The sequence below is a fragment of the Bacillus sanguinis genome, assembly GCF_018332475.1.
GTDB classification, from domain to species: Bacteria; Bacillota; Bacilli; order Bacillales; family Bacillaceae_G; genus Bacillus_A; species Bacillus_A sanguinis.
The window spans coordinates 1-14755 of sequence record NZ_BOQB01000072.1; the positions used below are offsets into that span (position 1 = coordinate 1).

The window sequence follows — 14755 nt, forward strand, 5'->3', positions numbered from 1 at the left end:
ATTTTCTTTTACTTAATTTCTTCGTATAACTCTTCATTTTACTCGTTAACCCTATTAAAGCAGGTAACAATATTGGCATCACAATGATAGCTAATAGTAACAATGCAACACCAACAACGGATGCTACTTGTATAAGCGTCAATACACCTGAAGGGATTAATGCAGCAAATGTACCACCTAAAATAAGTGCAGCTGATAATACGACTCCTCCAATATGACGAGAAGCAGTTACAATTTTCTTCGCTGGGTCCCCTTCTAGCTCATTGTATCTCATCATTACAAAAATACTATAATCCACTCCTAAAGCGACAATCATTATGAAACTAAAGAAAGGAACATTCCAGCTTAATGAATCTACATGTAATACATGCGTACTAATTTGTTCACTTATTCCTAATGATGCAAAGTACGCTAATAGTAACGATCCAATAATAAAGATTGTGTTTAATAATGAACGTGTAATCACGATTAGTACAATCGCAATTCCAATTAACATAATTGTAGCTGTACGTAAGAAGTCTTGACCTGTTACTTCTTTTAAATCAACGTTTCTAGCTGTCGTTCCTCCGATTGCTGTTTTCGCATGATTTAATTCTGTCCCCTTCAAAGTACCATCTATCGTTTTATTGATTTCTTGAATAATTGGCATCGCTTCTTTTGAATACGGATTTACGTCTAAAATGATTGTCATTTTTGCAGTCTTTCTATCATGTGACATGTACGTATTCAATGCTTTTTGGAAATCTTCTCCCTCCAAAACTTCTTTTGGAATATAAAATTTCTCAGAGCTTTTTGATTCATTCAGTTCTCCTAAATATTTCTGAGCATCTCCTAGTCCGTTACTTACCTTTTCGAGCCCTTCTGTGCTTTTAGATAATCCTGATTGTAATTGCCCCATCTGTTCTTGCAAGTCTTTCAGCCCAGTTAATAACTGGCCTTGCCCATCATTTATTTTTGTTAATCCGGTTTGTAACTCAGATGACTTGTTTGCAATTTGTTTTGAACCTGCAGAACCTTCATTTAATCCATTTTTAAGATCAGCTGCCCCTTTTTGTAACTTAGTAACTCCATTGCCCATTTCTTTTAAGCCGTTATCTACTTTTAGTAACGATTGATTCGCTTCTTTAAATGAACTCATCGCCGTTTTGTGCTGTGTTGCTAATTGATTTAATTCATTTGAAAGTACGCTTAATTTCTTTTGCGCCTCTTTAGCAATTCCTATCGTTTGTTGTATGTTTGGATCATTGGCTAATTCTGGTTTCGTTTGAACGAAATTGGTCATTAACATTTCAATTTGTTCGTAACCTTTTTTCGCCCCATCAATTGCTTGAGAAATACTTTCAAAGTATTGATCGTAAGAACTTAAACCTTTTTCTAACTGCGCATAGCCAGCATGAAGTTGTGAAGTTGCATTAGATAAAACATTTATATTTTCATTTACTGAAGTTAATCCACTCTCAATTTGCTGCGCACCTTCTGCTCCGTCATTTATGCCATTTGATAGTTGATGTAAAGCTGTTCCTAATGCTGTTACTCCATTTTTCGCTTCGCTTGTTCCATCTATTAGCTTTTGAACGTTTGCAAGACTATTTGAGTCTTGACTACCCATTTTATCTTTCGCAGTAGTTAATCCATCATTAATTTCCTTAATACCACCATTGGCATCTCCTAATCCTGTATTCAATTCTCCAGCTTGTTTATTTATATATAGTTCTTTTATCTTTTCACCAGTTGGTCGTGTCGGTGAATATACTTCTGAAACACCTTTCACTTTCAAAATCTTATCAGTTAGTTCATCTAAAGTTTGCAGCGAACTCGACTCATCTAATTTGTTATCCGATTGAATAACTAACGTACTTGGTGAAGAAAAACCAGGCGGAAAATGATCTTCTATTACGTTAATACCCATCTTTGATTCATACTTATTATCCACTTCAAATAAATCATTGTAATTAAGTGTATTAGAGTATTTTAATACGAAAGGAATCGATATTACGAATACGATGATTAAAGCGACAAATGGCCTTGCTACTGAGTTTTTCGCAAAGAATCCCCATAAACGACTATCCTCATGACCTTTAAATGTTTTAACTGGATAAAACATTCCTTTTCCTAAAAGCACCATGAAAAATGGATTTAAAGTCGTTAATACGAGTAATAATACTAAAACACCAATTGCTACCGCTGAAGTAGATTGATATAATTTAAAACTTGCTAACGCAAGTGATGCAAAACCAATTAGCACCGCTATTCCGCTATATAATACAGTTTTACCTGCTGATTTAAATGTTTCTTTCGTAGCTAAAAATGCATTTTCTTGTTTACTTAATTCTTCTTTAAATCTCGTAAATAATAAAATGTTATAGTCTGTTCCAACCCCAAACAGGACAACAACTACAAACACTTGTGTAAAGTTAGAAAACGGAAAATTAAATTGATTTACTAAATGGGCAATAATCCCCATTGAAACTAAATATGATACCCCAACAGTAAGAAGAGAAACAATTGGAACAATAGGTGAACGGAATACAATGATTAATATTACAAGAATGAAAATAATTGAAATAACTTCAGTCTTTTTCACTCCCTCTTGAGAAGATGTAAGAAAATCTCCCGCTATTAAGTCACTTCCTGTTAAGTACGTTGTTACCCCTTTCGTTTTCACTTTATTATGAAGATTATTTGTAACTTTCGATATTTCACCATGCTTTTTATCTATCGATATTTGCGTTAAAATAGTCGTATTATCTTTAGAAACTAATTGTTTCTCCAAGTCTTTATTGTCTAAATGTGAAACAACTTCCTTAATTCCTAATTGCTCTTTTTCATTTTGCAGGGCGTTGATCGTTTTTGTTATTTTCTTCTTTTGTTCATCTGTTAAAGCTGCCTTATTGCCACTATTAAAAACGGCTATAATTTCATACTTTTCAACCCCTTCTTTATCTATCTCTTTAATCATCTTGTCAGCAATACTGCTTTGTTCTGTATGAGGGATTGTAATTTTCCCTTTTTCCTTCACTAATTTATCCATATTAGGCATCGTTACGACCATTGTAATAGTAATAACTATCCATAATAGAAAAGATAAACTTCTCCAACTTTTTAACTTGCTCATTTGAATCATCTCCCATTATGAAATTTACATGTGGAATGAATATTCATTCCTACTCTTTTGAAAACACTTTTAGGAATGAACGTTCATTCCTATTATTCTATTAAATTATTAATTAACTTTATTAAACTAAGTAAACCGGAATGAATATTCATTCCTTTAGTTATAAAGATTTATCATCTCCTGTTATTCTTTTTCATACCTTTCTCGGAATGAATGTTCATTCCTGTCCTTATAACGCTATAGAATCAAATGATTCTAATAGCGTTCCAACAACTTTCTTCCAATTCCTTTACCAATTCATCTGTATATTCTAACTGCCCTGTTTCCATTACTTTAATTAATTTTTCAATTGGTTGATATACAATAATAATTAAAGCAATTGGTGGTAATGGACGAAGCAAACCTTTTTCGATTCCATCTTCAATCAAGTTCATGAAGAAACCCATGAAGTCCTCGAATATTTCATTGCTATGTTCATCTAGAAAATAACTATCACAGTGAGAATTTGTAAAAAGAAAAGCATCTGCATTTTGTCTCGCAAATTCAAATAAACGGTTGTATGTATGGCTAAACTGTTCACGAATATTTGCATCGACCGGGAAATCATTTTTTATTAATTCCGATAGTTGTAAAACACTTTTCGTAAATAATGAATTAACAAGCGCTTCTTTATTTTCAAAATAACGGTAGATCGTACCTGCACCTACTTTTGCTTTTTCAGCAATCATCGGAATTGTTGTACCATCATAACCTCGTTCTGCAAAAAGTTGTATTGCAGCATCAAAAATATCCTCTTGTTTATTTTTAGCCATTTTTCCACCTCAATTTCCAGGAATGAAAATTCATTCCGTTTTTAATTATAAATTACATCGGTTAAAAGTCAAGTGTGTGGCAAAGCTAGTGTAGCATTTATTAACGAGGACACTCAATTAGTTTATTCATACATTCTTTTGAAATACCCCTTCAAAAAATTCCTTTGTATCATCATGGCTTAAAACTTTCAATACATCTTGTATTTTAAAGAATTGAACTTGATTTATTTCATTATCTTTTGGATATAGATCTGTTCTATCACCTATATATTCTACATAAAACATAGTAGTTTCTTGCTTTTCATATCCAATTTTCACTTTAAGTTCTTCAGGAAACTCAAAGCATATCTTATCTTCAAATTGTTTCATAACTTTAAACTTTTTTGAACCAGTTTCTTCTTCAAGCTCTCTCAACAAAGCACTTTTTAAGTTATCATCTGTCTGTTTTACTCCGCCTTTAGGAAAATCCCATTCCCCTTTTGACAAATTGTATTCTCCTTCTATATCGCTTATTTTCACCTTATGTACCAATAAAAATTCATTATGTTGCAATATGATTGCTCCTACTGCTTGCCTAATCATTCTATTTATCCTCCAAAAATAATGATTTGACTTTATTAATAGAAAAGTACTATACTAACTGTTTTTCATTATAGTACTTTTCTAATCACACATTGCACAGTGCATTAATTAAAAGAAATCATAAATAAACGGCTTACGCACTGGTACTACATTCTCAAACGCTCGTATTTCCTCTTCGCTTCCGCTAATTAATTCAAGTTCATTTAGTTCTAATGGGCGTCTGTATCCAAACAATATTGTAGATAGTGCATTTATATCTAGTTTGATTCCTTTTTCCGTTGTTTCTTCTAAAATTGTTATTTCATGATTTGCAAGTCTCACTGATACATTATTCCACGGTGCAAATGAATCTGTAATATGTAAAATGACTTCTTGCTGTACATTGTTCCAATTTAACTCATATTGTTTTAAGAACTGCTCTACATCTACAATTCTTCCCATAAAATATGGTTTTATTTCTGTCTTCACACGTGGCTCTTGCAATGTATATAACAACGGTTCATTTTCACTTACTGTCATTTCAAGATCTTTAATCATAGAATCATGCTGGCAAATAAAATTCCATAGACCATTTCGTGCTTCATTATGCAGTGGTACAAATTCTTCTACTGTCATTTTATAGTTTTCTATTTTGTATAACATGTAACCTGCTGACTTTTTATTTTCATCATAGTAAATCGCTAATGTTAAATCATCATAAACCGCTTGTAACCACCATTTTTCATTGCGAACTAACATACCAGAAAAACGTTCTGCAAATGTTTCATAAAGCTTCTCGACCTCTTCTGGATGATTTTCTTTATTAAAACGTTTCACAGTACCATTTACTTGTTTTTTCATCACTAAATCGCTCTTTGTCATTTGACATACAAGGAGATTCGCACAAAGTTCCCAGCCGTATTTTCGGTAAAATGAAACAGCAAATGGATGTAGCATCGAAACTGTATATCCGTCTTTTTTCATCGTTTGAAGTGAATGTAGAAGCAATTCTTTTACATATCCGCTTCTTCTATACTCTGGATACGTCGCTACCCCTGCAACGCCTCCCATTTTAAATTTTTCTTTGCCTATGTAAATATGAAACGGAATAAGATGAAGTTTTGCTGCCAAATCCTCCCCTTCCATAATACCGTATATTTCATGAATTTCCTTCATCTTTGTAAGTTGTTGCTGCATTCGTTCCTCATCTACTTTATATTGAAAAGCGTATTCTGATAAACGTAATGCTTCTGTAAATTTATTTTCTTTTAATCGTATAACGTTCATATATTTCTCCTCCATTCCTTGTTTGAATTGTATCATAATTCTAAACATTATAGTCCGGCGAATGAAATTATACTGACTTAACGACACGAATCCAATTAAAAAAGCAGATACATGTCGTATCTGCTTCTCATTACCTTATTTAGCTAATTTTTGAAGTTCTTCGAAGAATGTAGGGTATGATACACCTACTGCTTCTGCGTCTTCAATTGTTGTTTTTCCTTCTGCGATACATCCAGCAATCGCAAGCATCATTCCAATGCGGTGATCACCATAACTATTAACTGTATTTCCTTTTAAAACTGATTTCCCGTAAATAATCATCCCGTCTTCAGTTGCTTCTATGCGAGCACCTAGTTTCGTTAATTCCGCTACGACTGTATCAATACGGTTCGTTTCTTTTACTTTTAATTCGTGTGCATCTTTAATAACTGTAATTCCTTCTGCTTGCGTTGCCGCTAATGCAATTACAGGAATTTCATCGATTAATCTAGGGATAATATCTCCACCGATTTCGATTCCTTTTAATGAAGATGTTTCAATTGTAATGTTTGCAGCTGGTTCTGATGCTCCTTCGTTAATTGGCTCTACAGTGAACGTAGCACCCATTTTCTCTAAAACATCAATAATACCTGTACGAGTTGGATTCATCCCTACATTTTCTAATACTAGTTTACTATTTGGAATAATTGCACCTGCTACTAAGAAAAATGCTGCTGATGATACGTCACCTGGCACTTGAATGTCTGTTGCTGTTAATTTTTGTCCACCTGACAGCTTAACTGTTTTCCCTTCGCGCGTTACTTTAACGCCAAAGGCTTCAAGCATTCTTTCCGTATGGTCACGAGAAATATGTGGTTCCGTAACAGCTGTTACACCTTCTGCACGAAGACCTGCAAGTAAAATAGCTGACTTTACTTGTGCACTTGCAACAGGAGAAATATATTCAATTGCTTTTAAATCTCCGCCACGTATCGTTAGCGGTGTAAACGTTCCTTCTTCGCGGCCATCAATGTTTGCGCCCATTTGTTTCAATGGATTTGTAACACGTTTCATCGGTCTTTTTGCGATAGACTCATCACCTTGTACGCAAGAGAAAAATGGTGTATTTGCCAAAATCCCTGACATTAAACGTATTGTTGTACCAGAATTACCAACATCTAATACAACTTTCGGTTCTTGTAAACCTTCTAATCCTTTACCAAGTACAGTAACTTCATCACCGTTTTGAACGATGTCTACTCCCATTTCTTTAAAGCAAGAAATCGTACTTAAACAGTCTGCACCGGGCAAGAAACCTTTAATTGTTGTTTTTCCTTCTGCAATCGCACCGAACATGACTGCACGGTGTGAAATGGATTTATCTCCTGGAATTGTAATGTTGCCACTTAATCCGTTATTAACAGGTTGTATCGTTCTTTCCTTCACGTTTTCACCTTCTCATTTAAATTGTTTCATAAGTTTGGTATTTTTCTTCTCCAAGTGCTAGCTTTGCTTTCGTACGATCTTCTTCTCGTTGGAAGCTAATTCGTAATACCCCAAGCAACCCTTCACGTGCTTCTAATATTTGCAAGTTCGTAATACTAATTTCTTCGCGTGCCAAAATACTCGTAATATGAGCCAATGCCCCTACTTTATCTAAAACATCGACGTATAAGTCGTGATAGGCCGGAATTGCCCCTCTCTTTCGTACTGGTAAAGAGTCACGGTATTCTTTCGCGTCTGCAAAATAGGTTTGAATCTCGCCTGCATCTCCAGTAGAAACTGTATCATATAAATCTTCCATTTCAGAGATCCACTCTTTTAATAATACCATTAAATGCTCGCGATTTTGCTTAACAATATCACTCCACATTTTTGGGCTACTAGATGCGATACGTGTAATGTCTTTAAACCCTCCGGCAGCTAGTTGATGAATGAGCGGATTATCTCCTGCATGTTTCTCCACTTGCTTTACTAATCCAGCTGCGATAAGATGCGGAAAATGACTAACGATCCCTGTTACATAATCATGTTCCGCTGTATTTAGAACGAGAAAATGAGATCCTGTTCCTTGTAACCAACGCTTTAGTTCTTCTACATGTTCATTTGGAACATGATTCATCGGCGTTAAAATATAAAATGCATTTTCAAATAGATGTGCTTTTGCACTTTCAACGCCTGTTTTATGAGAACCTGCCATCGGATGTCCTCCAATGAATGAAACATCCTTTGAAAATAAAGCTTCCGCTTCATTCATAATCGTCCCTTTCGTACTACCAACATCGGTTACAATAACATCTTCTCGTAAACGAAATGACGCTAATTTGTGTAATAAATTCTTCGTTTCTTCAACTGGAGAAGCAAAAACAATTAAATGCGCCTCTTCACATGCATGCTGCAAATCTACCGCTACTTCATCTACTACATGTAATTCTTTTGCACGCTCTACTTGTTCTTGAAATATATCATAACCTGTTATTGTTACATCGTGCTCTTTCTTAATCGCTAATGCGAGAGAGCCTCCGATTAAACCAGTTCCAATTAAAACTACCTTTTTACGCATTTGCCTCATCTCGAGACTTTCTTTTTTTATTTTCAAAGTGTTGTTTTAACACTGAAATCACTCCTTCATTTTGCTCCCTTGTTCCGACTGTAATACGGACACCATTCGGGAACGGACGAATAATAAATCCTGCATGTGCACAAGCTTCATAAATCTCTCCAGCATTCTCAACTGGCAAGAAGATGAAATTTGTTTGCGATGGATAAAATGGAATTTCATTTTCCTTACAAAAACTTTCATATTGTTGTAATCCCTCTGTATTTACACGAACTATTTCCTCAATAAACTCTTCATCACCAAAAGCAATCGTCGCTGCTTTTTGCGCTAATGAAGATACGTTAAATGGCAAACGTACGACATTTAATTTCTCAATTAGCTCTTCCTGTCCAATCGCATATCCAACGCGGAAAGAAGCTAATCCGTACGCTTTAGAAAATGTTCTAAGTAAAATAATATTTTTATGTTTTTCTAAAAGCGGTAATGTCTCTGGGAAATCTTTTGCTGTTACGTATTCATAGTACGCTTCATCAATGACAATTAACGTATTTTCACTAATACCTTCAATAAATCGAGTCAATTTTTCATGATTTACATATGTGCCTGTCGGGTTGTTCGGATTACAAATCCATACGATTTTCGTATTATTATTTACCGCTGATGAAATTTCGTCTAAATCGTATACACCGTTATTTAATGGAACTTCTTTCACTTCACAACCTTCAATAATTGCATGATGACGGTACTGCGGGAATGTTGCCCCAGCCGTCACGATGTTATCACCTGCTTTTAGTACTGCACGGCTTATTATTTGAATGACTTCATCTAAACCACTACCGCAAAGTACTTGTTCCATTTGCACATGTAACTTATTTGCAATTGTTTGACGGAGCGTTGTCGCACCTCCGTCAGGATATAAAGCATGTTCCAACCACGATGTTTGCAACTCATCTAAAACACGTGGTGAGCAGCCGAATGGATTTTCATTCGATGCTAATTTCACAAATGAATGCTCTCCGTACACTTCTTTCATTTGTTCAGGTGATTTACCTGGTTTATATGGTTGTAATGATGAGAGTTGATCTTTTACTTGCATGTTAAAACCACCTTTTTATTAAAATTCTTTTGCGTATTTATTATGTTGCGTAATGTTTTGCTGAATTAACTCCATACGATCTTTTCCGAATTGTTCGACTAGTGCATGTGCAAGTTCCCATGCTACAACAGACTCAGCTACTACTCCTGCTGCTGGTACTGCACAACTATCAGATCTTTCAATACTTGCCTGGAAAGCTTCTTTCGTATCAATATCAACACTTGCTAACGGTTTGTATAATGTAGGTATTGGTTTCATAACACCTCGTACGACAATTGGCATTCCCGTTGTCATACCGCCTTCTAAACCACCTGCATTATTTGTTTTTCTCGTGTATCCTAGTTCTTCATCCCATAAAATTTCATCATGCACTTTACTTCCTGGCTGTCTTGCCGCTTCAAAACCAACGCCAATTTCAGCACCTTTAAATGCATTAATGCTCATAATCGCACCAGCAAGTTTGGCATCTAATTTACGATCGTAATGAACGTAACTACCAACGCCAATCGGCATGCCTTCTGCAATGACTTCAACAATACCGCCGATTGAGTCTCCGCTACTTTTTGCGTTATCAATGGCATCCATCATTTCTTGTTCTACTTCTTTATCTAAACATCGAACTGGTGAGTTTTCAGTAATCGTTTGAATTTCTTCAATTGCTAAGTTTGAAATATGTGTTGCTTTCACTCCACCAATTTCAAGTACATGTCCTGCAATTTCTACGCCTAATTCTTTTAAAATTTGCTTCGCTACTGCACCAGCAGCTACGCGAACTGTCGTTTCTCTTGCAGATGAGCGCTCTAGTACATTTCTTATATCACGATGTCCGTATTTAATTGCTCCGTTTAAATCCGCATGTCCTGGACGTGGTTTTGTAATTGTACGCTTCATATCTTTACTTTCTTTTTCCGAAATTGGCTCTGCACCCATTACTTTCGTCCAATGTTTGAAATCATCATTTTTTACGATTAATGTTATCGGTGAGCCAAGTGTCATCCCATGACGAACACCACTTACAATTTCAACTGTATCAGTTTCAATTTGCATACGTCTTCCGCGTCCGTGCCCTTTTTGTCTTCTTAATAATTCTTTATTAATATGTTCCGCCGCCAGCGTTAAACCTGCTGGTACACCTTCTAAAATAACTGTTAACTGCGGTCCATGTGATTCTCCAGCTGTAATGTATCTCATTTCTCTTGCCCCTTTACTATTTTTTTGTACAAAAAAGTCCCTACTGAGCGCTCAGTAGGGACGATGTTTATCGCGGTACCACCCTAGTTGTAGACAACTATCGTCTACCTCTCTTCTTCTTTAACGATCAATTGACCGTCTTTCCCTCCATTTGCGGTGGGAAAGATGCTCCAAGGCTGTAATTCATGCTTACCTTTGTACTGATTCACACCGACCATCAGCTCTCTATAACAGGGAGATAAGCACTACTGTTTCCTCTTCAGCGCATATATAATATGGAATTAAGATAATTTATTTTTGAAACCTTTTAACTCATCCATGAATCTATGGAATTCTGGAATATCCATTTGTTGTGCAGAATCTGATAATGCAACTGCTGGGTCTGGGTGTACTTCAGCCATTACTGCATCTGCGCCAATTGCAAGTGCTGCTTTCGCTGTTGGTAATAATAAATCTCTGCGTCCAGTTGAATGCGTTACGTCAACGATTACTGGTAAATGTGTTTCTTTCTTTAAAATCGGTACTGCTGAAATGTCTAATGTGTTACGTGTCGCTCTTTCGTATGTGCGGATACCACGCTCACATAGAATAATTTGGTCGTTACCTTGTGCAATGATGTACTCAGCTGCGTTAATGAACTCATCAATTGTTGCTGCTAATCCACGTTTTAGTAATACTGGTTTGTTAACTTTACCTACAGCTCGTAATAAATCGAAGTTTTGCATGTTACGTGCGCCAACTTGAATGACATCAACGTAGTCTAATGCCATTTCAACATCATTCGGATTTAAAATTTCACTAATGATCGCTAAGTCGAACTCATCTGCAACTTGGCGTAAAATTTGTAATCCTTCTACTCCTAAACCTTGGAAATCGTATGGAGATGTTCTCGGTTTGAAAGCACCACCGCGCATTAATTTTAGGCCTTGGTCTTTCATCGCTTGCCCTACTTGACGAACCTGCTCTAAACTTTCTACCGCACAAGGTCCCATGATGAACGTTTGTGTTCCGTTTCCAATCAATTCACCTTTTACATCAACGATTGTGTTTTCTTGTTTCTTTTTACGTGATACTAGTAATGCTTTACGGTTATCATCTTCTTGTAATTCTAAGCTAGCTTTGAAGATTGTTTTGAAAATGTGTTGAACTGTTGACGTTTCGAATGGTCCTTCGTTATGCTCTGCGATCATATCAAGCACTTCACGCTCACGTACCGGATCAAATCGTTTCGTACCTTGTACTTGCTTTTGTTCCCCAATTTTTTGAACGATTTCACCGCGTTTATTTAATAAATGTAATAGTTGTAAGTTAATTTCATCTACCTGTTTACGTAATTGATCTAATTCATGATTTGCCATTTGGAAATCCTCCTCTAATGTTTTAAAAGTATAGTAAGAGAATGAAAGATTCTCTATTTTCTGAACTGATAAATTATACAAATTTTAAGTGGAATCGATACCTCTTCTTATTTTAAACGAATACTTACTATAAGGACACTATCTACTAGATAAAAACCCACTTTTTTGTACAAAAAATCCCTACTGATCCAATCAGTAGGGACGATATTTATCGCGGTACCACCCTAGTTGTAGACTTCTTTCGTCTACCTCTCTTCATTGTTAACGATCATCTGACCGTCTTTCCCTTCATAAAGACAATACTATCTTCACTACGAAAAAGATGCTCTAGGACTGTAATTCGCTCTTGTTTTTGTACTGGTTCACACCAACCACCAGCTCTCTGTTACAGGGAAACAACAACTACTGCTTTTCCTTTCAACGCATATATATTTAATTTTCAAGTTAGACCACTAAAATACAAAAAGTCCCTACTGAATAAATCAGTAGGGACGATATTTATCGCGGTACCACCCTAGTTGTAGACTAACTTTCCGTCTACCTCTCTTCACTGTTAACGATCAATTGACCGCTTTTTCTTCATAAAGACAATACTATCCTTACTACAAAAAAGATGCTCCAAGACTGTAATTCATGATTATCCCTGTACTGGTTCACACCAACCACCAGCTCTCTGTTACAGTAAGACTAACCACTACTGTGATCTCTTCATTGCACTTTGTTTATTCAAATGTTTTTGAAATTGAATAAGTATGATTCGTATTATAGAACGCTTTTCAAAACACTGTCAACAACTTTTTATATATTTTTTAAAATTCCACTTCCGCCCTCCATTTCTTCTTGTAAATTCTCCATAACAATTCCGATGCGAATTATCTCATTATCTATTGCATTTAATACATATTTTTCTACTCCATACTGGATTAATATTTCTTTTATTTGAATGATTTCCGTTTCAAGTAAATCGGCTTCTTGAAGCTTTTGTAGTAAAGTGAAAAATACATTTGCATACAATTCTTTATACATCTTTATACTTTCTGTCTTTTCAAGTATTTCATGAAATAACTGCTTTAACTCCGTATGATTCTCTTTTCCACTCACGTCTGAAAATGATTTACATATTATCGATAATCCTCTTTCTACTATTTCATCCATAAATAAAATAATACGTAAAAGCATTACATATTCTCTAGCTGTGATTTCACCCATTTTCGGTCGCTCTCGCAAAAATACACTGAGCCAAGATGCCCAAAATTTTTGTTGTTCTTTTGCACTTAGCGTTTTGACGTAATAGCATAAAAACTGCATAAATTTTATTTTATTTTCTTCATTTTCTTGTATAAGCAACGGGTATAACCAGTCTGTTTTTTGTTCCCAATACAGTACACATTTAATAAATACAAAACTGAGCCATTTTAAGAAAGCTTCCCTCGTATGTGGATGTAATACTTCCAAATGTTCTACCGCATACTTAATAAATCGCTTCATCTCTGTAAATAAAGGTAAATTGATTTGCGTGTAACATAAGCCTGCCCATGCATATTTCGTAATCTCATTTTCCTTCTTTAACTCTAAGTACGGTAACAAATATTTTCGGCACCATTGCTTCTCAATATGATAAAGAAATGTAATATCTGCTACTAAACGCGCTAACATAAAATTTGTCCGTTCTGTACTAACTCTTACTTGTTCTTCAAATAAAAATAAATATTCATACACGTTACGATCGTATAAATGGTCATATGATAACAATTTTAATAATACAGCTGTCATTTTCCCAACAGGATGCTGGATCGATTCATTGTAAAAGTCTTGTTTTCCAAGCTTAAAATCTGTATCACTTTTCATTACTTGAGGGAATACCGAAAAAGCAAACCGTTTCACACTGCGTATACTATTTTCCTCTAACTCTTCTAATCGATTACTAATTTCATATAGAAAGCTACTAATTAACCAATGAAAAGAAGTATTTCTAACAAATTTCTGTAATAGCGGAATTACTTTTTGAATTTGTTCATTTGTCAATCCTCGGTTATTTCGCCACTCTCTAATACAAACAAACCATACTTCATTACTTATTTCCTGCATACCAACTAATTGATAGGCAAATGAAATACTCCATTCTGTATTCAATTTACATGCTTTCGATAACATCTCTAAAAAATGGCGTTGTTCAAAAACACCATCTTGAGAAAATTGAAGAACTTGCTTCATAATTTCATCGTCTTTCAACTGCAATAATCCATCAGCAGTTACATTACAAGTAATACTTTGATCTGCCGTCTCTTTCTTTTGTACACTGTATCGATCAGAATGAAAGTGAGGATGTTTTTGCTTCATTAACTCATAACCTTTTGCTGTAGATGGACTATTCGAATCACAAGTGAATAATAAATCTAAAACTAAACAAACATCAAATGCTCTCTCCTCTGCAAGGTCCTTCAATACAATTTGAATAACCTCTTCCTTTGTTTTTTCTAAAGAAAGTACGAAATGATTTTTTATAAGTTGAAAAACTTCGTGTTTATACGTGACATCTAAAAGAAGTCCTTCCTGTAACAACCATTTCATTTTGGCATCGGCGCTAACGAATATATTTTTATTCATCGCATCAATTGCAATTCGGTTCTGAAGCATGCTGTTTGCTTCTATCATTTCTGTAATATAATAATTTGCTTTTTTCTCATCATTTTCACATAAATAAGCTAAACATTCTTTTACAATTTGAATTAAAAATGCAAGATCATTTTGCTGAAACTCTTTTTCCGCATTTTCCTTATCCTTTTTTTTCAATGC

General features: G+C 35.0%; 10 protein-coding genes and 3 other annotated features. All 10 genes read right to left on the reverse strand.

Going from position 1 to position 14755, the window contains the following annotated elements:
• The coding region (locus KI369_RS09930) for an MMPL family transporter (RefSeq protein ID WP_212955839.1) at positions 1-3115 on the reverse strand (3115 nt) is incomplete at its 3' end.
• A 245-nt stretch (positions 3116-3360) separates the two neighbouring features.
• Complete coding sequence (locus tag KI369_RS09935) at positions 3361-3927, reverse strand: TetR/AcrR family transcriptional regulator (protein ID WP_001107290.1); 567 nt, start codon at positions 3925-3927, stop codon at positions 3361-3363.
• A gap of 126 nt (positions 3928-4053) precedes the next feature.
• On the reverse strand, positions 4054-4509 hold the full coding sequence (locus KI369_RS09940; RefSeq protein ID WP_212955840.1) for an NUDIX hydrolase: 456 nt from the start codon (positions 4507-4509) through the stop codon (positions 4054-4056).
• 108 nt (positions 4510-4617) lie between these two features.
• Entirely contained in the window at positions 4618-5775 is a 1158-nt protein-coding gene (locus KI369_RS09945; RefSeq protein ID WP_212955841.1) for a GNAT family N-acetyltransferase, read from the reverse strand.
• A 135-nt stretch (positions 5776-5910) separates the two neighbouring features.
• Positions 5911-7200, reverse strand: a complete 1290-nt coding sequence (aroA, locus tag KI369_RS09950; protein ID WP_212955842.1) for a 3-phosphoshikimate 1-carboxyvinyltransferase — start codon at positions 7198-7200, stop codon at positions 5911-5913.
• A gap of 16 nt (positions 7201-7216) precedes the next feature.
• Positions 7217-8317, reverse strand: a complete 1101-nt coding sequence (gene tyrA, locus KI369_RS09955) for a prephenate dehydrogenase (protein ID WP_212955843.1) — start codon at positions 8315-8317, stop codon at positions 7217-7219.
• Positions 8310-9410 carry a histidinol-phosphate transaminase gene (gene hisC / locus KI369_RS09960; RefSeq protein WP_212955844.1) on the reverse strand — a complete coding sequence of 367 codons (1101 nt, stop codon included), beginning with the start codon at positions 9408-9410 and terminating at the stop codon, positions 8310-8312. Before hisC ends, tyrA begins: the two co-directional genes overlap by 8 nt.
• Positions 9411-9428: 18 nt before the next feature.
• Positions 9429-10601, reverse strand: coding sequence for a chorismate synthase (gene aroC / locus KI369_RS09965; protein ID WP_212955845.1), 1173 nt, complete (start codon positions 10599-10601; stop codon positions 9429-9431).
• A gap of 53 nt (positions 10602-10654) precedes the next feature.
• Positions 10655-10873, reverse strand: a binding site (T-box leader).
• 9 nt (positions 10874-10882) lie between these two features.
• A complete protein-coding gene (locus tag KI369_RS09970) occupies positions 10883-11959 on the reverse strand; it encodes a bifunctional 3-deoxy-7-phosphoheptulonate synthase/chorismate mutase (RefSeq protein ID WP_001273575.1) in 1077 nt (358 codons plus the stop codon).
• 194 nt (positions 11960-12153) lie between these two features.
• Positions 12154-12389 (reverse strand) — a binding site (T-box leader).
• Positions 12390-12443: 54 nt separating this feature from the next.
• Positions 12444-12680: a binding site (T-box leader), on the reverse strand.
• Positions 12681-12757: 77 nt separating this feature from the next.
• Positions 12758-14755, reverse strand: a 1998-nt coding sequence (locus KI369_RS09975) for a DUF4020 domain-containing protein (protein ID WP_212955846.1), incomplete at its 5' end; no start/stop codon positions are given.